The organism is Zunongwangia atlantica 22II14-10F7 (assembly GCF_002094855.1).
Taxonomy (GTDB): Bacteria; Bacteroidota; Bacteroidia; order Flavobacteriales; family Flavobacteriaceae; genus Zunongwangia; species Zunongwangia atlantica.
Window position 1 is genome coordinate 459,189 of the sequence record NZ_ARYN01000001.1, and the last position, 22,167, is coordinate 481,355.

General features: G+C 35.6%; 21 protein-coding genes and 1 tRNA gene. 9 read left to right on the forward strand and 13 right to left on the reverse strand.

Annotation, left to right across the window (positions count from 1 at the left end):
* The first annotated feature begins 24 nt into the window (after positions 1-24).
* The 3 genes from rpoC (at position 25) to IIF7_RS01970 (ending at position 5,347) form a co-directional block, all read left to right on the forward strand.
* Positions 25-4,326 (forward strand): DNA-directed RNA polymerase subunit beta', encoded by a 4,302-nt coding sequence (gene rpoC / locus IIF7_RS01960; RefSeq protein WP_084839969.1) that lies wholly within the window; start codon positions 25-27, stop codon positions 4,324-4,326.
* 187 nt (positions 4,327-4,513) lie between these two features.
* The gene (locus IIF7_RS01965) at positions 4,514-4,828 is read left to right on the forward strand and encodes a DUF3467 domain-containing protein (protein WP_084839970.1); all 315 of its coding nucleotides are present in this window, start codon (positions 4,514-4,516) and stop codon (positions 4,826-4,828) included.
* 111 nt (positions 4,829-4,939) lie between these two features.
* Positions 4,940-5,347, forward strand: coding sequence for a hypothetical protein (locus IIF7_RS01970; protein WP_084839971.1), 408 nt, complete (start codon positions 4,940-4,942; stop codon positions 5,345-5,347).
* A gap of 21 nt (positions 5,348-5,368) precedes the next feature.
* Here the strand turns inward: IIF7_RS01970 and IIF7_RS01975 are convergent, their stop codons facing one another.
* The 3 genes from IIF7_RS01975 to IIF7_RS01985 all read right to left on the reverse strand — a co-directional run bounded on the left by IIF7_RS01975 (position 5,369) and on the right by IIF7_RS01985 (position 9,172).
* Positions 5,369-5,815, reverse strand: coding sequence for a hypothetical protein (locus tag IIF7_RS01975; protein ID WP_084839972.1), 447 nt, complete (start codon positions 5,813-5,815; stop codon positions 5,369-5,371).
* A gap of 116 nt (positions 5,816-5,931) precedes the next feature.
* Positions 5,932-7,299: an alanine/glycine:cation symporter family protein gene (locus IIF7_RS01980; protein ID WP_084839973.1), complete on the reverse strand. Its 1,368-nt coding sequence runs from the start codon at positions 7,297-7,299 to the stop codon at positions 5,932-5,934.
* Positions 7,300-7,582: 283 nt separating this feature from the next.
* The gene (locus tag IIF7_RS01985) at positions 7,583-9,172 is read right to left on the reverse strand and encodes a peptide chain release factor 3 (RefSeq protein ID WP_084839974.1); all 1,590 of its coding nucleotides are present in this window, start codon (positions 9,170-9,172) and stop codon (positions 7,583-7,585) included.
* Between the two features lie 162 nt (positions 9,173-9,334).
* Here IIF7_RS01985 and idi point away from each other — a divergent pair, with 162 nt between their 5' ends.
* From idi to IIF7_RS02005, 4 genes are all read left to right on the forward strand, one after another.
* Positions 9,335-9,850 carry an isopentenyl-diphosphate Delta-isomerase gene (gene idi / locus IIF7_RS01990; RefSeq protein WP_084839975.1) on the forward strand — a complete coding sequence of 172 codons (516 nt, stop codon included), beginning with the start codon at positions 9,335-9,337 and terminating at the stop codon, positions 9,848-9,850.
* The gene (locus tag IIF7_RS01995; protein WP_084839976.1) at positions 9,850-10,260 is read left to right on the forward strand and encodes a 6-pyruvoyl trahydropterin synthase family protein; all 411 of its coding nucleotides are present in this window, start codon (positions 9,850-9,852) and stop codon (positions 10,258-10,260) included. The genes idi and IIF7_RS01995 overlap by 1 nt, the downstream gene beginning before the upstream one ends.
* A gap of 85 nt (positions 10,261-10,345) precedes the next feature.
* On the forward strand, positions 10,346-10,612 hold the full coding sequence (locus IIF7_RS02000; protein WP_084839977.1) for a hypothetical protein: 267 nt from the start codon (positions 10,346-10,348) through the stop codon (positions 10,610-10,612).
* Between the two features lie 15 nt (positions 10,613-10,627).
* Positions 10,628-10,701, forward strand: a tRNA-Thr gene (locus tag IIF7_RS02005).
* Between the two features lie 123 nt (positions 10,702-10,824).
* On the opposite strand, the gene mqo is transcribed toward IIF7_RS02005, so the two are convergent.
* From mqo to IIF7_RS02045, 8 genes are all read right to left on the reverse strand, one after another.
* The gene (gene mqo / locus IIF7_RS02010; RefSeq protein ID WP_084839978.1) at positions 10,825-12,333 is read right to left on the reverse strand and encodes a malate dehydrogenase (quinone); all 1,509 of its coding nucleotides are present in this window, start codon (positions 12,331-12,333) and stop codon (positions 10,825-10,827) included.
* Between the two features lie 139 nt (positions 12,334-12,472).
* A complete protein-coding gene (locus IIF7_RS02015; RefSeq protein ID WP_084839979.1) occupies positions 12,473-13,222 on the reverse strand; it encodes a DUF4369 domain-containing protein in 750 nt (249 codons plus the stop codon).
* 149 nt (positions 13,223-13,371) lie between these two features.
* Positions 13,372-14,637, reverse strand: a complete 1,266-nt coding sequence (locus tag IIF7_RS02020; RefSeq protein WP_084839980.1) for a DUF819 family protein — start codon at positions 14,635-14,637, stop codon at positions 13,372-13,374.
* A gap of 69 nt (positions 14,638-14,706) precedes the next feature.
* Positions 14,707-15,519 (reverse strand): Cof-type HAD-IIB family hydrolase, encoded by an 813-nt coding sequence (locus IIF7_RS02025; protein ID WP_084839981.1) that lies wholly within the window; start codon positions 15,517-15,519, stop codon positions 14,707-14,709.
* Positions 15,519-15,689 (reverse strand): Arc family DNA binding domain-containing protein, encoded by a 171-nt coding sequence (locus IIF7_RS02030; protein WP_084839982.1) that lies wholly within the window; start codon positions 15,687-15,689, stop codon positions 15,519-15,521. The genes IIF7_RS02025 and IIF7_RS02030 overlap by 1 nt, the downstream gene beginning before the upstream one ends.
* A gap of 3 nt (positions 15,690-15,692) precedes the next feature.
* Positions 15,693-16,595, reverse strand: coding sequence for an alpha/beta hydrolase (locus tag IIF7_RS02035; protein ID WP_084839983.1), 903 nt, complete (start codon positions 16,593-16,595; stop codon positions 15,693-15,695).
* Positions 16,592-17,074, reverse strand: a complete 483-nt coding sequence (locus IIF7_RS02040; RefSeq protein WP_084839984.1) for a hypothetical protein — start codon at positions 17,072-17,074, stop codon at positions 16,592-16,594. Before IIF7_RS02040 ends, IIF7_RS02035 begins: the two co-directional genes overlap by 4 nt.
* 2 nt (positions 17,075-17,076) lie before the next feature.
* Positions 17,077-17,937 carry an SPFH domain-containing protein gene (locus IIF7_RS02045; RefSeq protein ID WP_084839985.1) on the reverse strand — a complete coding sequence of 287 codons (861 nt, stop codon included), beginning with the start codon at positions 17,935-17,937 and terminating at the stop codon, positions 17,077-17,079.
* A gap of 125 nt (positions 17,938-18,062) precedes the next feature.
* Between IIF7_RS02045 and IIF7_RS02050 the strand changes: the two genes are divergently transcribed.
* Positions 18,063-18,845, forward strand: a complete 783-nt coding sequence (locus IIF7_RS02050) for a S1/P1 nuclease (RefSeq protein WP_084839986.1) — start codon at positions 18,063-18,065, stop codon at positions 18,843-18,845.
* Here IIF7_RS02050 and IIF7_RS02055 read toward each other — a convergent pair.
* On the reverse strand, positions 18,842-19,420 hold the full coding sequence (locus IIF7_RS02055) for an alpha-ketoglutarate-dependent dioxygenase AlkB family protein (protein WP_084839987.1): 579 nt from the start codon (positions 19,418-19,420) through the stop codon (positions 18,842-18,844). The two genes, IIF7_RS02050 and IIF7_RS02055, sit on opposite strands and share 4 nt — an antisense overlap.
* A gap of 1 nt (position 19,421) precedes the next feature.
* Positions 19,422-19,781, reverse strand: a complete 360-nt coding sequence (locus IIF7_RS02060; RefSeq protein WP_084839988.1) for a DoxX family protein — start codon at positions 19,779-19,781, stop codon at positions 19,422-19,424.
* 148 nt (positions 19,782-19,929) lie between these two features.
* Between IIF7_RS02060 and IIF7_RS02065 the strand changes: the two genes are divergently transcribed.
* On the forward strand, positions 19,930-22,146 hold the full coding sequence (locus tag IIF7_RS02065) for a tetratricopeptide repeat-containing hybrid sensor histidine kinase/response regulator (protein ID WP_245801480.1): 2,217 nt from the start codon (positions 19,930-19,932) through the stop codon (positions 22,144-22,146).
* The last annotated feature ends 21 nt before the right edge of the window (positions 22,147-22,167 follow it).

The following is a 22,167-nucleotide window of genomic DNA, read 5'->3' on the forward strand; positions in this document are numbered from 1 at the left end:
AATAATTAGATAGCAGCATTTATTATGGCTAGAAATAATGATAAGAATACAGTACAGAGATTTAATCAAATCTCTATCGGTTTAGCTTCTCCAGAGTCTATCCTCGCAGAATCTCGTGGTGAAGTTCTTAAGCCGGAAACTATCAATTATCGTACGCACAAACCAGAGCGTGACGGATTGTTCTGTGAGCGTATTTTTGGTCCTGTTAAGGATTACGAATGTGCCTGTGGAAAATATAAGAGAATACGTTACAAAGGGATCGTGTGTGACCGTTGTGGTGTAGAAGTAACAGAGAAGAAAGTTCGTAGAGACCGTGTTGGGCACATCAATTTGGTAGTTCCTGTAGCTCATATCTGGTATTTCCGTTCTTTACCAAATAAAATTGGATATTTACTAGGTCTTCCTTCTAAGAAATTAGATATGATTATTTACTACGAGAGATACGTGGTAATTCAGCCTGGTAATGCTAAAAATGAGAATGGAGATCCTTTAAAGAAAATGGATTTCTTAACTGAAGAAGAATATTTAAATATCTTAGATGAACTTCCTCAGGAAAATCAATATTTAGAAGATACCGACCCAAATAAGTTTATCGCTAAAATGGGTGCAGAATGTCTTATTGAAATTCTTAGAAGAATCGATTTAAATGAACTTTCTTATGAATTAAGACATAAAGCAAATAACGAAACTTCTAAGCAGCGTAAAACTGAGGCTTTAAAACGTCTTCAGGTTGTAGAGGCACTTCGTGATGCAAATAAAAACCGTGAGAATTTACCAGAATGGATGATCATGAAGGTTATCCCGGTAATTCCACCAGAATTAAGACCTCTTGTACCTCTAGATGGTGGTCGTTTCGCAACTTCAGATCTTAACGATCTTTATAGAAGGGTGATTATTCGTAACAACCGTCTTAAGCGTTTAATGGAAATTAAAGCTCCAGAAGTAATTTTACGTAACGAAAAACGTATGCTTCAGGAATCTGTAGATTCATTATTCGACAACACAAGAAAGTCTTCAGCAGTAAAAACTGATTCTAACCGTCCGCTTAAATCCCTTTCAGATTCGTTAAAAGGTAAGCAGGGACGTTTCCGTCAAAACTTACTTGGTAAGCGTGTGGATTATTCAGCACGTTCGGTAATCGTTGTTGGGCCAGAACTTAAAATGTTTGAGTGTGGTCTTCCTAAAAATATGGCGGCAGAACTTTACAAGCCTTTTGTGATTAGGAAACTAATCGAAAGAGGTATTGTAAAAACAGTAAAATCTGCGAAAAAGATTATAGATAAAAAAGAGCCAGTAGTATGGGATATCTTAGAAAATGTTCTTAAAGGACATCCTGTATTGCTAAACCGTGCTCCTACGCTTCACCGTCTTGGTATTCAGGCATTCCAGCCAAAACTTATCGAGGGTAAAGCAATACAATTACACCCATTAGCATGTACGGCATTTAACGCCGATTTTGATGGGGATCAGATGGCGGTACATTTACCACTTGGGCCAGAGGCTATTTTAGAAGCGCAATTATTAATGTTAGCTTCTCATAATATTCTTAACCCAGCAAATGGTTCTCCTATTACAGTACCTTCTCAGGATATGGTTCTTGGTCTTTATTATATGACCAAACTTAAGAGATCTACTGAAGAAGAGGCTGTACTAGGTGAAGGATTAACTTTCTATTCTGCTGAAGAAGTTGTGATCGCTTACAACCAGAAGAGAGTAGATCTTAATGCGCCAATTAAAATTAAAGCGAAAGATTACAACGAAGAAGGAGAATTAGTTTACCAAATTATCGAATCTACGGTAGGTAGAGTTTTATTTAACGAAACTGTACCTGAAGTAGCAGGATATATTAATGAGGTACTTACTAAAAAATCACTTCGTGAAATTATTGGTAAGATTCTTAAATTAACCAGTGTTCCTGAAACTTCAGAATTCCTTGATAAGATTAAATCTCTTGGATATGGATTCGCTTTCCGTGGTGGATTGTCTTTCAGTTTAGGTGATATTATTATTCCTGCTGAAAAACAAACAATGATCGACGAAGCGAATGAGCAGGTAGAAGGTATTATTGGTAACTATAACATGGGTCTTATTACCAATAACGAGCGTTACAACCAGGTAATTGATATCTGGACTTCTACAAATGCCGGTCTTACTGAATTAGCGATGAAGCGAATTCGTGAAGATAAGCAAGGATTTAACTCGGTATTCATGATGCTTGATTCTGGAGCTCGTGGATCTAAAGAGCAGATTCGTCAGCTTACTGGTATGCGTGGTCTTATGGCGAAACCTAAGAAATCGAACTCTGGTGGAGGTGAAATTATCGAAAACCCAATTCTTTCTAACTTTAAAGAAGGTCTTTCGATTCTTGAATACTTTATCTCTACTCACGGTGCTCGTAAAGGTCTTGCGGATACCGCACTTAAAACTGCCGATGCGGGTTACTTAACTCGTCGTTTGGTAGATGTTTCTCAGGATGTGATCGTAAACGAAGAAGACTGTGGAACATTAAGAGGTGTAGAAGTTAGACCACTTAAAAAGAACGAAGAGATCGTAGAATCTCTTGGAGAAAGAATATTAGGACGTATTTCCTTAAATGATGTTTATAACCCAACTTCAGATGAATTGATTGTTGAAGCTGGAGCAGAGATCACCGAGGAAATCGTTGAAATGATAGAAAAAGCACCAATCGAAAGTGTAGAGGTGCGTTCACCACTTACCTGTGAGGCGAAGAAAGGTATTTGTGTTAACTGTTACGGTCGTAACCTTGCCACAAATAAGCTTGTTCAGAGAGGTGAAGCTGTAGGTGTTGTAGCTGCTCAGTCTATTGGGGAGCCTGGTACACAGCTTACGCTACGTACCTTCCACGTAGGAGGTATTGCAGGAAACATTTCAGAAGAAAACAAACTTATCACTAAGTTTGATGGTATTGCTGAAATTGATGATTTAAAAGTTGTAAAAGGAGAAGCACCAGATGGTAGTACTTCTGATATTGTAATTTCTCGTACTGCAGAAATTAAGATTAAAGACAAGAAAACAGGAGTTGTTTTAAGTACAAACAACATTCCTTACGGTTCTGAAATCTTTATTGAAGATGGTGTAGAAATTGCAAAAGGTACTACAGTATGTCAGTGGGATCCATATAACGGTGTGATTATTTCTGAATTTGCAGGTAAGATCAAATACGAAAACGTAGAACAAGGTGTTACTTATCAGGTAGAGATCGATGAGCAAACAGGATTCCAGGAAAAAGTAATTTCTGAATCTCGTAACAAAAAGCTTATCCCAACCTTGCATATTCTAGGTAAGAAAGACGAAGTAATTCGTTCTTATAACTTACCGGTAGGTGCTCACCTTATGGTAGATAACGCTGAGAAAATTGGAGTTGGTAAGATCTTAGTGAAGATTCCTCGTAAATCATCTAAAGCGGGTGATATTACCGGTGGTCTTCCAAGGGTAACAGAGCTTTTCGAAGCACGTAACCCATCTAACCCAGCTGTAGTTTCAGAAATTGATGGTGTTGTTTCGTTTGGTAAGATTAAACGTGGTAACCGTGAAATTATCGTTGAGTCTAAATTAGGAGAGGTTAAGAAGTACTTAGTTAAACTTTCTAACCAGATCTTAGTTCAGGAAAATGATTACGTTCGTGCAGGTATGCCACTTTCTGATGGATCTATTACTCCAGAAGATATCCTTAATATTAAAGGGCCAAATGCAGTACAGCAGTATCTTGTAAACGAAGTACAGGAAGTATATCGACTACAAGGGGTGAAGATTAATGATAAGCACTTTGAGGTTGTTGTACGCCAGATGATGCGTAAAGTAAGAATTGTTGATCCAGGAGATACTATTTTCTTAGAAAATCAATTAGTTCATAAATCAGACTTTATCGAAGAAAACGATAAGATCTTTGGAATGAAAGTAATTGAGGATGCTGGTGATTCAGAAAACCTAAAACCAGGACAAATTGTTTCTCTAAGAGAGCTAAGAGATGAAAATTCTCAGCTTCGAAGAGAAGATAAGAACCTGGCTTCAGCAAGAGACGTTGTTGCAGCAACTGCAACTCCGGTTCTTCAGGGTATTACAAGAGCATCACTTCAAACCAAGTCATTTATCTCTGCTGCATCCTTCCAGGAAACTACTAAGGTATTGAACGAAGCTGCTGTAAGCGGTAAGATCGATTCTTTAGAAGGACTTAAGGAAAATGTAATTGTAGGACATAGAATCCCTGCAGGTACAGGTATGCGTAAGTACGATAGTATTATTGTTGGTTCTAAAGAAGAATTCGACGAAATGCTAGAGAAAAAGCAGGAAGTTAATTATAACTAATAACGTAGTTCTTAATAAAGGACATACGTGATAAATAGCAAAATCCCGTCTTGATAAAATCAACGACGGGATTTTTTGTATTTTTAAAGAAATAATTAGATCGGGAATTGTTGAAAATCGATATTTTGAACCATTATTTTTTCTTAAAAATTAAGCCTCTCGATAATTGAAAAAAAAACATTTAAAGATGAGTGAAGAAAAGAAGCCAAAACAAGGCCAGATTAATATTGAATTAGATGAAGCTGTTGCTGAAGGAACCTATTCTAATCTTGCTATAATAAATCATTCTATCTCAGAATTTGTGGTAGATTTTGTGAATATTATGCCAGGAAAACCTAAAAGCAAGGTGAAAAGCAGAATTATTCTTACGCCACAACATGCAAAACGCTTTTTAAAAGCATTAGCCGATAATGTAGAGCGTTTTGAGAAGCAACACGGTGAAATAAAAGATTACGAAAAATCACCAATTCCAATGAATTTTGGTCCAACAGGGCAAGCTTAAAAGAAGTCCTGAAATCATACAATATTAGCCTTCAGATTCGATGAATTTGGAGGCTTTTTTTTGAGATTAAGATTGGTACTCTCTTTGATATTAATTTGAAAATTATCAAATATGAAAAGAGCAGTACTTTGTGTGATGTTAGCAATGTCATTTTCTTGTTCAAAAAGGAGTAGTCAATTTACTCAGCTTAAAGAAGAACTTCATCATGTTAAATTAGAAAATAGGAGATTACAACAAGAATTAGATTCGGTTAAGAAACAACATCTAGAGCCATTTAAAATGTATGAAGAAATCTTAATGACAGAGAATGAGACTGCTCCAGATTCAATTATTTTGCAATATGAAAAATTAATTGAAAAATATCCAAACTCATATTGGGCACATGAATCTAAAAAGAGAAAAGAAAATGTTGAAGAAAGAAGGGATTTTTGGCAAAATGGAAAATGGGTTTTTCCTGATAATAGCAGTTCTAAAAATTCCTTAGTTATTCCACAGATAATTTCTTGTCCCGGTTGCTAAAATTGAAATTAGCGATATTATTTAATAGTTATACTGAACAGGATTATCAAAGCCGGCTATATTTAGCTGAATTTCATCATAATTTTCCAATTGAAGATTGGTAAGGTTAAATGAAATAGTTTTGGTGATGTAGGCTTCGCATAATTCGGGATTACTAAGTTTCATCCTGAGATTTCTTTGAGGAATAGAAGTTTCTAAAATTGTTTCAGAAGAAATTAATTCGGTTTCCCAATTTTCGCCATTACAACCGGAAGATCCAAACTGAATTTCTAAACAATCAGCATTGACTTCAATATTAAGAATGCTAAAATTATCGGTTTCAACCTGGTTATAACGATCATTATTGATAAGGGTGCATTCATCACAATTGTCAGAATCTATACATTCAATAATTTCTGTTTTATCATCATCAGAATTACAACTCAGCATTATTAAAAAGAACATCAAAAAACAGCTAATCTTAGGCATAAGTAATATTTAGATATTTTCTCTATGTTATAGATGTTTAAACTGCATTTTAGTTGCTTCTATTTATCAGCATATTTTTTGGTGAAAGAGCAAAAATCAAAAAGATTTCTTCAAAATCATTTATACTGACTAAAATATAACTTTGCCTGTTTCATTACTCTCGGCGCAAGAATCAATGTAGATATCATGGTAGGAATCGCCATTAATGCAAAGAAACCATCAATAAGATTCAGGATGATACTTTGTTCTGTAGTGGCGCCCAGCATAATACTAATAATGTAAAAATAGTTGTACCAATGCTTATGTTTTGCTCCAATTAGGAATGAAAGACATTTGGTTCCGTAGTAAGAATATGAAAACAGAGAAGAAACACTAAAAGCAGCAATACAAATTAGGAGCAAATAAGGTCCAAAAATTGGGATGGAATCTCCAAAAGCTTTAGCGGTTAAAACAACACCACTAGCTTCACTGGTTTGCCAAACGCCGCTAACTAAAATTGTAAGTGCAGTTAGCGTACAAACCACTATAGTATCGATAGCAGGACCAAGCATTGCTACCAGCCCTTCACGAATAGGCTGTGAGGTTTTACTAGCACCGTGAGCCATAGTTGCAGTACCAATACCAGCTTCGTTAGAAAATGCACCTCGACGAATCCCAAGTAAGATTAAACCACCTAATAATCCACCAAAAAGTGGATCTCCTTTATAGTTATTTGCTGCAAAAGCATCAGTGAAAATTAATGAAAAATACTGCGGAAGTTGTTCGAAATTGATAAACAAAATTGCTAAAACTGAAAAGAAGTAAAGCACTACCATCGCCGGAACAAGTTTGGAAACTGTTCGGCTAATTCGATATAAACCACCTAAAATAACTATGGAAGTGATAATGGTTAAGACAACTCCGATTGAAAAATTAGAAACGTTCCCGGTAGGAATTCCATTAGGTTCAAGTAAAATTGAATTGATCGCTTTGGTAAGCTGATTTACATTAAAAATAGGCAATGCACCAATAAGACCGGCAACACTAAAAAGTATGCTTAAAAACTTCCAATTTCGGCCTAAACCTTCAACAATAAAATACATTACACCACCCTGAATTTTCCCTTCAGAGTCTTTACCGCGGTACATGACTGCCAGCGTATTGGTGAAAAATTTGGTTGCCATTCCCACAACGGCGCTCACCCAAAGCCAGAAAACAGCACCCGGGCCACCCACGGCAATAGCGACAGCAACACCGGCAATATTTCCCATTCCAACCGTGCTGCTTAAAGCCGTAGCTAAAGCCTGAAAGTGATTTATTTCGCCCGGATCGTTAGGATCGTCATACTTTCCTTTTAAAAGATCGATAGAATGGCCTAAATATCGAAACGGAAGAAATTTAGAGTAGATCAATAAAAATATTCCACCACCAATTAATAAGATAACCAATGGTAACCCCCAAACGGCAGAGGCAAAATCTGCGACAAACTTGTCGATACTTTCCATAATTCAGCTTTATGCCGAAAATATAGTAAATAAACAGCTATTCTTGATTGTTTCAAGCTAAGTTTCGTCAATTCTCGCTATTATTTCAACCTTCAAACTTTAGGAAACTCAGTAATCAGTAAATTACCTTGGGCAAGCCCACATGGCATGCGTTGGAAACAAATTTTTAATTTCGAGGCAGGCCTAAGGGTATTATACCATTTGGAGGCGCCAATAAAAACTCTCCTGTTCTAATAATGTCAAAACAGGGGAGTTTTCTTTGAATTTTATAATAATCTTCAGCTTAAAATTCCGAAGTAAAATGGAATTTGATCGAAGGATATTTTTGCTGTGTCATTTGTAAAGAGAACTGAGAATCGGCTAAAAATACCAACTGCCCATGTTTGTCTTTGGCTAAAAATTTAGATTTTACGCGTTTAAAATCTTTAAATTCTTCGCTCTTTTCGTCTTCAGCCTCTACCCATGTAGCTTTATAAACATTTAAATTTTCGTAATTACACTTAGCACCATATTCATGCTCTAAACGATATTGAATCACTTCAAACTGAAGCGCACCTACCGTTCCTATTACTTTACGTCCATTAAATTCCAGAACAAAAAGCTGCGCAACACCTTCATCCATCAACTGGTCGATCCCTTTTTCTAATTGTTTAGATTTCATAGGATCGGCGTTATTGATATATCTAAAATGTTCTGGTGAGAAACTTGGGATTCCGCGGTAATTTAAATTCTCACCTTCAGTAAGCGTATCTCCAATTTTAAAGTTTCCGGTATCATGAAGTCCCACAATATCACCCGCATAAGACGTATCTACGATTTCTTTCTTTTCAGCAAAAAAGGCATTCGGACTAGAGAATTTCAGGTTTTTATTATGGCGAACATGTAAGTAGTTCTTGTTTCTTTCAAATTTTCCAGAAACGATCTTAACAAAAGCTAATCTATCACGGTGTTTAGGATCCATATTGGCATGGATCTTAAATACAAATCCGGTAAATTTATCTTCAGCAGGCTCAACTACTCGGATATCACTTTCTTTTGGTCTTGGTGGTGGCGCAATATCAATAAAACAATCTAAAAGCTCACGTACACCAAAATTATTTAAAGCCGAGCCAAAAAATACGGGTTGTAATCGACCTTCCAGGTAGGCTTTGTTATCAAATTCAGGATAAACACCCTGTGCAAGTTCTAATTCATCTCTAAGAGTATCTGCAGCTTTGTTACCTATAAGATCATCTAATTCAGATGAACTTAGGTCTGAAATTTCAACAGTATCTTCGATATCTTTTCTTGGGTCGCCTGTAAAAAGGTTTACGTTTTTCTCCCAAATATTGTAGATTCCTTTAAAGTCGTATCCCATCCCAATAGGGTAGGAAAGCGGAGTTACCGTTAAATTTAATTTTTGCTCAATTTCATCTAAAAGCTCAAAGGCATCTTTACCTTCACGATCCAGTTTGTTGATAAAAACGATCATTGGGATATTACGCATACGGCAAACTTCAACCAGTTTTTCAGTTTGTTCCTCGACCCCTTTTGCAACATCAATCACTACGATCACACTATCAACAGCGGTTAAAGTTCTAAAAGTATCTTCAGCAAAATCCTTGTGACCTGGCGTATCCAGAATATTAATTTTGATGTCCTTATATTCGAAGGCCAAAACCGAAGTCGCTACAGAAATCCCACGCTGGCGCTCAATTTCCATAAAGTCACTCGTCGCTCCTTTTTTAATTTTGTTTGATTTTACAGCACCCGCTTCCTGAATCGCCCCCCCAAAAAGAAGCAGTTTTTCTGTTAATGTGGTCTTACCCGCATCTGGGTGAGAAATGATACCAAATGTTCTTCTACGTCGTAATTCTTTCTGAAAAGTTTTCATCTACCGATATTTGAGGCGCAAAAATACTATTATTTTAAGGAATTTTAAACATGCGTTGTGCGTTCTATTTAAAGCCGAATCACTAATATTGAATTTTGGCCGCAAAAACACAGATTTTTAAGATAAGTACGATTTTGTACATTTGGAGCTCTAAATTTTATGATGGGAACAGATCAGGTAATATTAGTGAACGAAAAAGACGAGCAAATCGGCTTAATGGAAAAAATTGAAGCACATGAAAAAGCATTGCTGCATCGTGCATTTTCGGTTTTTGTATTTAATGAAAATGGAGAGCTTATGCTGCAACAACGAGCGCTTACCAAATATCATACACCGGGACTTTGGACCAATACCTGCTGTAGTCATCAACGCGAAGGAGAATCGAATATCGAGGCGGGTAAACGCAGATTGATGGAAGAAATGGGATTTTCTACAGAACTTAAGGACACCATTTCTTTTATTTATAAAGCGCCTTTTGATAATGGTTTAACAGAACATGAATACGATCATATTTTAGTGGGGCACTACGATGAAGATCCAAATCCAAACCCAGACGAAGTGAATGCCTGGAAATGGGTGAGCCTAGAGGAAGTGAAAGAAGATATGAAAGTGAATCCAGATGTTTATACCGAGTGGTTTAAGATCATATTTGATAAATATTATAACCATATTTCGTAATGAGGTTAACCGTACATAGAAAAGCTCATTTTAATGCCGCACACCGACTTTTTAAAAAGGAGTGGAGCGACGAGAAGAATTTCGAAATCTTTGGAAAATGCAGTAACCCAAATTTTCATGGACATAATTACGAGCTTATTGTGGCGGTAACAGGAGAGATAGATCCAGAAACCGGTTTTGTAATGGACCTTAAACGATTAAAGGATCTAATTTATACTGAAGTTGAAACACCTTTTGATCACAAAAATCTGAATGTTGAGGTTGAAGAATTTAAAAGTTTAAATCCAACTGCAGAAAATATTGCCGTGGTGATTTGGAATAAATTACGCGATAAACTTAGAGCAAATTTAGAGCTTGAGGTAACGCTATACGAAACCCCTAGAAACTACGTTTCTTATAAAGGGGAATAAAAATTAATAGTTGCTTAAAATTTTTTCTGAAAAAGTGTTTTTATATTCAGAAAATGATTTAAATTCGCAGCCGAAATTATAAGCTATGGCAAGTAAAAGATTATTGAAGAGAGATGTGAATAATGTATTTGGTGACATCATCGAAGCAGCATATATTCACCAGGAAGCGAATCCAGAAGAGGATAAAGCAAAAACAGAAGCCATAGTTGATGAAGCTATTGCAGATTTTGACGAGCTAATCGTAAAGATCAATCAAAAGGATGTAGAGAATAAAGCTCAGCATTTTAAAGCAATAGAAAAAGAACTAGAAGCTAAAGCTGAAAAGCTTATTGAAAAAGTAAACGCTCTTTAATAAAAAAAGAGTAATGCCGATGTAGCTCAGCTGGCTAGAGCAGCTGATTTGTAATCAGCAGGTCGTGGGTTCGAGTCCCTCCATCGGCTCAAATAAAAAACTCCTTAGATTTTTCTAAGGAGTTTTTTATTTTATATACACTAGGAGTGTATCATTATAAATTTTAAGTCTAGAATCTAGTTTCTAAAATCTAAATTCTCACATCTAATTAATTAATGCAACACATTTAGCTCTAATAATTTGGATGTTTTTTTCTGAATTTCTCTAAATTCCTCTTTATTTTCTTCTGAAATTTTCCGGTTCCAAAATGGGATCATTTCATCTAATTTGGCTTTTACCGTTTCTTCTTTTAGTTTCTCTGGAAAAGCAATTTTGAGGACATCGATCATAATATGTACTGCGGTTGAAGCTCCTGGCGAAGCGCCTAATAGCGCTGTGATTTTGCCATCTTTAGAATGAACAACATCTGTCCCAAATTCTAGCGTTCCACCTTGTTCTTCATCTTTTTTAATGATCTGTACACGTTGGCCGGCAACTTTTAATTCCCATTCGTTCGATTTGGCATCCTTTACAAAAGTTCTAAGCTCATTCATTCGATCTTCATGATCCATTTTAATTTGCTCTAGCAAATATTTTGTAAGCGGAATGTTATGCCAGAAAACACCCCACATCGATGGGATATTGTCTAATTTTATCGATTTTGGTAGGTCTAGTAAAGAACCCTCTTTTAAAAATTTAGTGCTAAAACCTGCAAAAGGACCAAATAGTAATTGCTTTTTTCCATTAATGAAACGACTATCTAAATGCGGTGTAGACATTGGTGGTGCATCTGGACCAGCCTTACTGTAAACTTTTGCATGATGTTTTTCTATGACCTCCTGATTTTTACAAAATAGCCATTGGCCACTTACTGGAAATCCACCATAACCTTCTTTTTCATCGATCTCTACTTTTTGGAGTAGGGGAAGAGCACCACCACCGGCACCAATAAAAACATGTTCACTATCGTAGTAGGTTTTGTAATCGGTTTTGTTGTATTTTACTTCTATTAACCAATCATCCTTTCCATCGGGATCGATGTCAAGAACTTCATGGTCTAAAAGAATGGGTACATTAAACTCCTCTTGCAGGATTTTAAAAAATTGCTCCGTTAGATTTCCAAAATTAACTCCCGTTCCCAATTCCATTCTTGTGCCCGCCATAGGCTCACTCAGGTTTCTATCTTTTATAATTAGTGGAAACCACTTTTCTAGCTCTTCAGGTTTTTCAGAAAATTTCATTTCTTCGAACATGAAGCTTTTGCTCATTTCAGCATGTCTTTTTTTAAGGAAATCAACATTGTCCTGCCCGGTAACCCAACTATGATGCGGTAAAGAATGAATGAAGCTTTTAGGCTTTTTCAGCATATCTTTTTCTAGTAAATACGACCAAAACTGTTTGGATTGTTCGTATTGCTGAAAGATTTCTTTAGCTTTCGAAATATCGATACTGCCATTTTCTTGCTGCGGAGTATAATTTAGCTCGCAAAAAGCAGAATGTCCCGTACCCGAATTATTCCATGCTTCAGTACTTTCCTGGGCAACTTTTTTTAAACGTTCAAAAATAATAATATTGGCATCTGGATCTATAATCTTAGTCATAAGCGCTAAAGTTGCGCTCATAATTCCGCCGCCAACACAAATAAGATCGTACTTTTCTTTAGGGTTAGGTTTTGCAATCATATAAGGCCTTTTTCTCAAAGTTAAAGAAAACGACCTGCAAGCTATACTAAGGTTCTCTTAAAGCTTAGTATTGATTTTGTTGTTATTAGAAATAAAAAAAGCCGCTAAAATGCGGCTTTAATCTTTATAATTTCAGGAATTAAGAATTTGCTTCCTCACTTTCAGCTTCAACTTTTTCCTCTAGTTTTTCTTCTTCGCGACGTTCTTTTAAGAACTCTTTAAGCTGCTTGCCGTACTTCGATTTTTGTACGTTTTTTTCTAATGAATCGTAAATCGTATCAAGATACTTTATATTTGCATCAAACACTTCAGATAAAGCTAAATAAGGCGCTAATTCGATATCTTTATTGTTTAACGCAAAGTTTACGGTGTAAAGATATTTTCTCTTTAAAAGACGCTCGTAACGATTATCCAGCTCGATAAGTTTTTCTGCGTCTTCTGTTTTTTGAGCTTCAAAATTTTCCTTTATAATTTCAAGATTACTATCATTAAAACGGCTCATCATTTTACGATATTCCATCAATTTTTCCTGATTTTTAGAACCGGTGATTTTTGCATCAGTTTCAAATTTCTCTAAGGAAGTGTTGATAGTTACCTCTCCCTGATCTGCAAAGAAATCCAGGCGATCGTCAAATTCTGAATTATCAACTTTGTTTAAATACAAATACATCATTTGCGGGCTATCAATGTTGGCCTGCAATAAAAAATTAGAATCTCCATTAATCGTTAAAGAATCTACATTTACCAAAGAAGTATCTTCTATCATTTGAAGATAAAGCGTACCTTTTTTAAGTCCTTTAATGTTCCCCGAAACTTTTAAGTTGGTTTCTTTTTGTGAACAGGCAATTATAGAAAGAACTGTAAGTAAAAGTAAGCTAATTTTTTTCATTGTATTGTATTAGTTTTTCAGCAGCGCAAATATCTTATATTTTTCCATTTTTTTAACCAAAATTGAATAATTAAAATTAGGAATTCTTTAGATTTTAATATTTGATATAGCTAAGGTTTATTTTTTCTGAATTTTGTTCTTTTAATTTTCTACCCTCCTGCAGCCAATTGCATTAGGATGGTACATAAAATTGCTCCGTAAGTTCCCACAACATATCCAAATACCGCCAGCAATACGCCAACGGTTGCTAGCGATGGATGAAATGCTGCTGCCACAACAGGTGCAGATGCCGCTCCACCAACATTGGCCTGGCTTCCTACTGCAAGGAAAAAATAAGGCGCTTTTATCAATTTCGCGGTTACCAGTAAAATAATTACGTGAATCGCCATCCAAACGAGCCCTATTGCAATTAATCCAGGATTATCGAAAACGGCACCAAGATCCATTTTCATCCCAATTGTAGCTACCAGTACATAAATAAAAATACTTCCTACTTTACTGGCTCCAGCACCTTCATATTGTTTGAATTTAGTGAACGAAAGAATAATCCCAATAGCCGTAGCAATAGTGATCATCCAGAAAAATTCAGAAGAAAAAGAGGCCAACGAACTTTTCTTATCCTGAAAAACATCGAAAGTGCTAACCAGGAAACTTGAAATTTCATCGGCACCAAAATGTGCGATTCCTACTGCACCAAATGCTAAAGCAAGAATAATAATAAAATCGGGTAAGCTAGGGATACGTTTTACACTTTCTGTATATGCTGAAACTTTATTTTTTAATTCGGTTATGGCCGAGTTATCTGCCTGAAGCCATCTATCAATGCGGTCACTTTTACCCACACCTAATAAAACGATCGCCATCCAAAGGTTAGCTACTACAATATCTACTAATACCATCCCTCCATATTTTTCAGGATTATATTGATAGATCTCTAACATTGCTGCTTGGTTAGCACCACCACCAATCCAACTACCGGCAAGTGTAGATAAACCACGCCAGGTAGCATCGAATCCTGCGCCGCCAACAGTATCTGGAGATACGATAGAAATCAATAAAATGGCAATTGGTCCACCAATAATAATTCCTAACGTTGCGGCAAAGAACATGATAAGGGCTTTTGGCCCCAGGTTGAAAATCGCCTTTAGATCGATACTTAATGTCATTAAAACCAATGAAGCAGGTAACAAATATCGGCTGGCTACAAAATAGAGATTAGAGACAGATGAATCTATAAATCCGGCAGAATTTAAAATCGCGGGGATTAGATAGCACATCAATACACCGGGAACGATTTTATAGAATTTGGCCCAAAAGCCAGTTTTGATCGACGAGGTATAAAAAACAAAACCAAGCGAGATCATTAGCAATCCTAAAACAACTGCATCGTTAGTGAAAACCGGCATATCTTTCATGAAAATAAGATTTGCAGGCAAAATACAAATTATATTCTACCTGCCTAATTTTAGATTAATCGAGATTTATTAAGAAAATAACTCCTGAAGACATTGTGCAACACCATCTTCTTTACCATGACCGGTAATTTTTGTAGCTACATCTTTTACTTCCTGGCGAGCATTAGAAACCGCAACGCCCATACCTACACCGCCAACCATTGCTACATCATTATAATTGTCACCAAATGCGATGGTATCTTCAGTAGAAATTTTAAAGTGGTTTTCTAGTAAATATTCGATGGCAGAGAATTTAGAGATCTTTTTATTGGCGATCTCCAGATAATTTTTGTTGGAACGATAAAAGTGCAAATCTTCGCTGTAGTTTTTAGATAAAAACTGGCTTATTTTATCGATTTTCTCCTCGTCGCCCATCGCCATGATCTTATGCGGACCTTTATTTTCTGAAGTCCATTTTTTGATCACTTCAGCATTAGGTTTTATTTGTGGTGCTACTTTAGTGTTGTTTTCTTCGCGTTCTGCCCAAAAATCGGTTTGCGGAACGTACCACTCGTCATGATGATATAAACTCAAATGAACATTTAAATCATTTTCAGTATTAAAATCATGGATGCTTTTTAGCGTGTCTAGTGGAATTACCACCGAGCTAATTGCTTTGTCGTTTACCAATACCAATCCGCCATTATAAGCGATTATGGGTAATTCTCTAATATCAAGTTCCTCCTGTAAATGGAGCATTGCCTCTGGCATTCTAGCTGAAATTAGAACTACAGGAACCTGTTCTTTTACTTCTTTTATGGTTTTTATAGTGAGTGGGGAAAGTTCTCTTTCTTTATTTAAAAGTGTACCGTCGATGTCTGAAAAGACAATTTTATAGTTCATTAGTTTTCTTTGTTTTTATTTTTAGGATGTCTGTTCGCTTCTTTTAAACATTTGCTTAGCATCCACTCGATCTGCCCATTGGTACTTCGAAATTCATCTGAAGCCCATTTTTCAACAGCTTTTAGCATGTCTTCATCTACCCGTAATGCAAATGCCTTTTTCTTACCCATATTCTATAATTCCTGAATAAATTTTGTTAGCGCAGGAATCAATTTTGGATGCAAAACTAATTCTTCATCTTCATTTTTCCTGGTTTCGCCTTCAGATTTTAAAATATGGTTCATGTTTTCCAAAAGTAATAATTCGGCATCACTTACCACACTTTTTAAGTCTTCAGCATCTTTAGCATTTACCTGTACATCTTTTGTTCCGTTTACAATTAAGATGGGAATATCTAGTTTCTTAAGTTCTTCTTTTGGCTCATATTTATCCCATGATTTTAAAAATTGCTGAACCGAGGGTCTAAAAATGGCCATAAGAAAAGGATTAACTTTTTCGATCGTGTCTTTTTCCTGAAGTTCCTGAAAGTGAACTCTGGTAGTATCGCCAAATGCCTGGGATTGATTGCTTACCTGTTCAATGATTTTAATGCTCATTTTTTCCGAAGGTCCCGCAAGAGAAACAAATCCGGAAGCACCTTCTTGTGCTGTGATCATTCCTACCAAAGAACCCTGGCTATGCCCAATCACTACTATCTTTTTATATTTCAGGGAGTCTTTTAGATAATGTAGCCCGGTAATGGCATCCTCAATAAAATCATCAAAAGAAAGGTCAGATTCAGTTAATTTTAGTTCTTGTAATCTAAATATTCTTTTGTCGTACCTAAAGCTTGCAATATTATTTTCAGCTAAACCATGCGCCAGCATTTCCAGACTATGATTAGGTAACATAGGATTGCTTCCATCCCGATCGGTTGGGCCAGAACCCGCAATAATTAGCGCAGCGGTTTCGGTTTCTTCGGAAGGAAGGCATAGCGTGCCGAGAACATACTTATTAACTTCTATTTCTTTTTCCTGAAATTGAGCGAAGCAAAAATTAATGCTGAAAATCGATAATATGAATAGTAATTTTTTCATTCTTCTGAATTTTTAAAATATCGATTAATTACACGATCTGCGTTTTGGGTTTGTTGTGTGCCAATTAAAAAGAATTTGCCTTCTTTCGTTTTTAACTGAATTCCTTTATCGCCTTTTACATTATAAGCTTTATGTTTTCTGAAAATCCGAATTCCCCAACCTCCAAATTCACTAATCGGACGGTATTTCCTGGTATGAGCATTTTCTAATTCATTCCAGCGAAAGGATTTCTTTGTAAAACGAAACGGACTAAACCAAACCTTCACCCCAGATTTATCGATTTTGGTATGCATTTTTACCATAAAGATCCCTATACAAATAAAAAGACCAAGGGCCGCTCCTAGTAATTTACTTATCGATAGATTTTCTGAAAATCCTTGAAAAAGATCTAGATTTAAAAGAATCCAAATTCCTGAGATTGTGCAAATTACAATAAGCCACCATTGATTGAATCGTTGCTCTTCTTTAAATACTCGCATAATTAGTGATTCAGCGTTCCTGCATTTACCACAGGCGATGCATCTTTATCTCCACATAAAATTACCATTAGGTTACTAACCATTGCAGCACGGCGTTCTTCATCTAAATGCACGATCTCTTTTTTGCCTAATTCATCCAAAGCCATTTCAACCATACTTACCGCACCTTCTACGATTTTATGCCTGGCGGCAACAATTGCAGTAGCCTGTTGTCTTTTAAGCATCGCACTGGCAATTTCGTTGGCGTAGGCTAAATAACCAATCCTAGCTTCCAATACTTCGATCCCGGCAATTTCAAGGCGTTCTTCCAACTCTTTTTCTAAAGCATCACTTACTTCGTTCATACTGCTTCGCAGTGTGATATCTTCATCTAAACCTTCATCTGCAAAATTATCATAAGGATACATACTCGCCAGTTTTCTAACCGCAGCATCTGTTTGTACGATGACGAAATTTTCAAAATTATCAACATCAAAAGAAGCTTTGTAGGTATCGCGAACACGCCAAACTAAAATGGTACTTATCATCACAGGATTCCCTAATTTGTCATTCACTTTTAAGCGTTCACTATCAAAGTTTCTGGCACGAAGCGATATTTTCTTTTTGGTGTAAAAAGGGTTTGTCCAAAAAAGACCATTTTTCTTAACGGTTCCGCGATAATCTCCAAATAATAGAAGTACTCGGGATTCATTAGGATTAACCAGTAAAAAACCGGGCGCTAGAAAAAGAGCAATAAGAATACCTAAAATGAACCAGGCCATTTTAAATGCGATTAACCCGAAAATACTTCCGAAGAATAGAACAATGAAGACAAATAACATAAAATAGCCATTCGATGGCGATGAAGATTTTTCCTGTGTCATGATATAGTAGTTTTAATTGATATTAAATTGATATCATAAATATATTGAATTTAAAATTAACAGAATCGAGGTTTAACATTTAAATTACTTAAGCTTGGTTATATTTGCGCTAAAATTTATCTGGAATGAAGAAATTATTGATCGCACTTGTAGCCGTATTTATTAGTCAGTTTTCATTTGCAAATGATGCAGATTGGGGTAAAACAGGACACAGAACTACTGGCGAAATTGCGCAGGTACATCTGTCTAGAAAAGCACAAAAAGCTATCGATAAATTATTAGATGGGCATAGTTTGGCATTTGTAGCCAATCATGGAGACGATATTAAAAGTGATCCTGCTTATAGAAAATACAGCCCCTGGCATTATGTAAATATAGATCCAGAAGAAGAAGCTTACGATCCAGCCAAGGCCAGTGAAGATGGTGATGTTGTGTTGGGAATTAGAAAATGTGTTGAGGTTTTAAAGGATAAAAATTCAAGTAGAGAGGATAAACAATTTCATCTAAAAATGCTGGTTCATTTTGTGGGAGATCTTCATCAACCTTTTCATGTTGGTCATGCAGCCGACCTTGGTGGAAATAGAGTAGATGTAAAATGGTTTGGGAAAAAGACCAATATCCACAGTGTTTGGGATAGCAAAATGATCGATTCTTACCAGATGAGTTATACTGAACTTGCAGAGAATAGAGATGAATTAAGTAAATATCAGGTAAAGGCTGTTCAGGAAGGCGATTTGTTAGACTGGGTGGATGAAAGTAGACATCTGGCTGAAAAGTTATATAAGTCGGTTGAAGAAGACAATGATCTTGGTTACAAATACATGTACGAGTGGTTTCCTACGGTAAGACAGCAGTTGCAAAGAGGAGGTATTCGTTTAGCGAAAGTGCTTAATGATATTTATAACTAGTCCAAAATCTGCCTAAAGGTAAGATTGATTCTGGGAGCAACCTGTTTTTTGGTTTTAGGAAGCTGATGTTTCCAAAAATGTTGAGTTTCTCCAGCCATAATTAATAAACTTCCGGGAGCTAAGACAAATTTTTGTTTTAGCTCTTTTTTTGTTTTATGCTGAAGGTGAAACATACGTTCTCCACCTAAACTTATCGATGCGATGGTTGGATTTTCACCTAATTCTTTTTCATCATCGCTGTGCCAGCCCATACTATCTTGCCCATCTCGATACAAATTAGCGAGACAGACATTAAATGTCGATTTTGTAAAGTTTTCGAGATTATTTTTTAATTGCTGAAGCATTTCAGGAAACGGCTCGGGATTCATTATTATGGTGGAATAGGAATAAGACCTCTCTCCAAAAAGATGCGTTAATCGTGGTTGCATCATTTCTTTACCGAAGATTTTGATAGGCTCCTGTATCCAATTGGTTTCGGTATATAATTGCTGAAACAACTTTTCGGAGAATAGGGTATCCAGAAAATTGGCATTGTAAATTAAATGTGCTTGTGGAAGATAGATTTCTTCAGTCATTTTAATATTTCAAATAAAACCATGCCCACCAAATTAACAAAAACTGTAACGGAATTCGAAGAATCAATAGCCATTTTGGTAAGCCGGCTCCAGCTTCAGTAGAAGAAAGCATGTAAAAATGTACAGTAAAAAATAGAAGTAGCATGACGATTATTCCGTAGATCGCATAATTTTTAGTCGCCGCAAAGCAAACAGCGATCCCCAAAATAATTTCAGCAATACCACTTAGATATACCATGCTAAGATGTGCCGGGATATATGGAGGCATTATTTTTACATACATTTTTGGTTTAATAAAGTGATTTACACCGGCAATTACGTACATAATTCCCATCAAATAAAGATGCCAGGGATAGCCCATAATAATATTTTTAAAGGAAGATAACCTTATTAAGTTTAATATGAATACTTTTGCAACTAATTTTAGCTGCTTTGATACATTTTTTTGTGTAATTACCTTAAATAGAGTAATTTTCCACGCTGGATGGTGCTAAATATTTTCTTTGTTCGTGATACGCAAAATATTACTTTCTTCCCTTTTTTGTAACTTCTTTATCCTATCGTTAATCGCTCAGGATAAGCTTGTTAGTAAAGATAGCCTAGAGCACTTGCTAAATAATTCTATAGATTTATTTGCAGATTATAATTATCATGAAGGTATCCAAACTTCTATGGATCTTATTCAATTAGCAGATCTTGTTAAAGATGATTATTATTTATACCATGGGCACAATAATCTTGGTGTAGCCTACGAAGAACTAAAAGATACATTACGCGCAAAATCACATTACGAAAAGGCTTTAGAATATGCGAATGCCACAAAAAATGATACGCTTATCATGTGGGCATATAATAATATGGGTAATATCTTTTCTGAAACAAAAGACAATTATAAAAAGGGAATTTCTTATTATAATCGAGTAATCGATCTTGCTACTAAGTTGAATAATGAAGAAGAGTTAATTGCGCCAAATATTAATATTGCCTGGACGTATCTTGATAAAAATCAGCCTGAAAAAGCTAAGGAGTATTTAGATAACGCTAAAATTGTTCTTAAAAATCAAGATTTTGACTATCTGGATGCCGAGTTAGATATGCTTTACGGTAGATATTTTATGGAAAATAACCAGATAGATTCTGCCAAAGTTTATTTTGAAAGATCTACAAAAATTGTAAACAAGGATAGCCTGGCTTATGAAGGTGCTGAAACTTATAAGTGGTATGCTGAAATGCTTTTTAGAAATGGAGAATATAAAAAAGCATACGAAGCGCTTCAAGTTCAGCATGATTATGAGTCTGAAATTTTTGAGCATAGTAAAACAGCTCAAATTCAGGCTGCAAATGCCAGGTTTGATGTAAATGAATATCAAAAAAACCTGGAGCTTGCCAAGCAAGAGAAAAATTACCAGGAAAAAATTATTTCGAAATCTAACGAAAAGCTTATTTTACTAATCGTTGCTGCTATTGTCTTGTTTATTATTTTAATCTTCTTAAACCGAATAAATAGATCACGTAAAACTTTAATTGCAGAGTTACAGGATAAAAATAACGAACTAAGAAAATCGAAAGAAGAGACCGAAAGACTTTCTAATTTAAAAACTCAGTTTTTCTCTACCGTTAGTCACGAATTAAGAACACCATTATACGGAGTTATTGGTTTAACTTCTTTATTATTAGAGGATAAAAAGTTGCAAGACCACCAAAAAGATTTAAAATCCTTAAAATTCTCAGCAGATTATTTACTGGCTTTAATTAATGATGTACTTCAGATCAATAAAATGGAATCTAAAGAAGTACAATTAGAATGTATTTCTTTCAATTTGAGGGAGCTATTGCAAAGTATTATGCAAACGCTCGAATTTACCAGAATTCAAAATAAAAACACGATTCATCTTGAAATCGATGAAGATATCCCGCCATTTTTACTGGGAGATTCTGTTCGATTATCGCAGATCATGGTCAACCTGGTAGGAAACGCACTTAAGTTTACAGAGCGTGGAAATATTTGGATTCGTGCAAATGTAATCGATGCTTCAGAAGAATATTATAAAATTAATTTTGAAGTTGAGGACGATGGGATAGGAATCCCTGCAAGTAAACAAAAGGAAATCTTTGAAGAATTTTTACAGTTGAAACCTTCCAATTATAATTATCAGGGTACAGGTTTAGGACTGCCTATCGTAAAAAAGATGCTGAAATTATTCGATTCTGATATTTATTTGGAAAGTGAAGAGCAGGAAGGCTCTTGTTTTAGCTTTACGATTAATTTTAAGAAAGATCCAGATAAAGATGATGCTGCAGTAGCCACAATCGATGATTTAAAAGAAGATGTTGTAGAAAACTGGCAGGAACAATCAAAAAATAGAATTTTGATTGTTGATGATAACCGCATAAATCAGGTGGTAACAAAGCGTATTTTAGAACAGAAAAATTTTGTTTGTGAAATTGCAGAGGATGGGCACCAAGCTATTGAAAAAGTAAGAAATACAGCTTTCGATTTGGTTTTGATGGATGTAAATATGCCCGGAATTACAGGAATGGAAGCTACCAGAGAGATTAGAAAGTTTAATGAATATATCCCAATTGTTGCGCTAACCGCAGTAGAGGTTGAAGAATTTAGGGAAGAAATTCATAGCGCAGGGATGAATGATATTATCGTAAAACCTTACGATGTACAACAGTTTTATAGGGTAGTTTATAGAAATATTTTACCTATAGCATTATAATATTGTAGGTTTTTAGGCTTA

Coding starts and splice junctions, on each gene's coding strand:
- rpoC (WP_084839969.1), top strand. CDS start 25: ATGGCTAGAAATAATGATAAGAATACAGTACAGAGATTTAATCAAATC.
- IIF7_RS01965 (WP_084839970.1), top strand. CDS start 4,514: ATGAGTGAAGAAAAGAAGCCAAAACAAGGCCAGATTAATATTGAATTA.
- IIF7_RS01970 (WP_084839971.1), top strand. CDS start 4,940: ATGAAAAGAGCAGTACTTTGTGTGATGTTAGCAATGTCATTTTCTTGT.
- IIF7_RS01975 (WP_084839972.1), bottom strand. CDS start 5,815: ATGCCTAAGATTAGCTGTTTTTTGATGTTCTTTTTAATAATGCTGAGT.
- IIF7_RS01980 (WP_084839973.1), bottom strand. CDS start 7,299: ATGGAAAGTATCGACAAGTTTGTCGCAGATTTTGCCTCTGCCGTTTGG.
- IIF7_RS01985 (WP_084839974.1), bottom strand. CDS start 9,172: ATGAAAACTTTTCAGAAAGAATTACGACGTAGAAGAACATTTGGTATC.
- idi (WP_084839975.1), top strand. CDS start 9,335: ATGGGAACAGATCAGGTAATATTAGTGAACGAAAAAGACGAGCAAATC.
- IIF7_RS01995 (WP_084839976.1), top strand. CDS start 9,850: ATGAGGTTAACCGTACATAGAAAAGCTCATTTTAATGCCGCACACCGA.
- IIF7_RS02000 (WP_084839977.1), top strand. CDS start 10,346: ATGGCAAGTAAAAGATTATTGAAGAGAGATGTGAATAATGTATTTGGT.
- mqo (WP_084839978.1), bottom strand. CDS start 12,333: ATGATTGCAAAACCTAACCCTAAAGAAAAGTACGATCTTATTTGTGTT.
- IIF7_RS02015 (WP_084839979.1), bottom strand. CDS start 13,222: ATGAAAAAAATTAGCTTACTTTTACTTACAGTTCTTTCTATAATTGCC.
- IIF7_RS02020 (WP_084839980.1), bottom strand. CDS start 14,637: ATGAAAGATATGCCGGTTTTCACTAACGATGCAGTTGTTTTAGGATTG.
- IIF7_RS02025 (WP_084839981.1), bottom strand. CDS start 15,519: ATGAACTATAAAATTGTCTTTTCAGACATCGACGGTACACTTTTAAAT.
- IIF7_RS02030 (WP_084839982.1), bottom strand. CDS start 15,689: ATGGGTAAGAAAAAGGCATTTGCATTACGGGTAGATGAAGACATGCTA.
- IIF7_RS02035 (WP_084839983.1), bottom strand. CDS start 16,595: ATGAAAAAATTACTATTCATATTATCGATTTTCAGCATTAATTTTTGC.
- IIF7_RS02040 (WP_084839984.1), bottom strand. CDS start 17,074: ATGCGAGTATTTAAAGAAGAGCAACGATTCAATCAATGGTGGCTTATT.
- IIF7_RS02045 (WP_084839985.1), bottom strand. CDS start 17,937: ATGACACAGGAAAAATCTTCATCGCCATCGAATGGCTATTTTATGTTA.
- IIF7_RS02050 (WP_084839986.1), top strand. CDS start 18,063: ATGAAGAAATTATTGATCGCACTTGTAGCCGTATTTATTAGTCAGTTT.
- IIF7_RS02055 (WP_084839987.1), bottom strand. CDS start 19,420: ATGACTGAAGAAATCTATCTTCCACAAGCACATTTAATTTACAATGCC.
- IIF7_RS02060 (WP_084839988.1), bottom strand. CDS start 19,781: ATGGGCTATCCCTGGCATCTTTATTTGATGGGAATTATGTACGTAATT.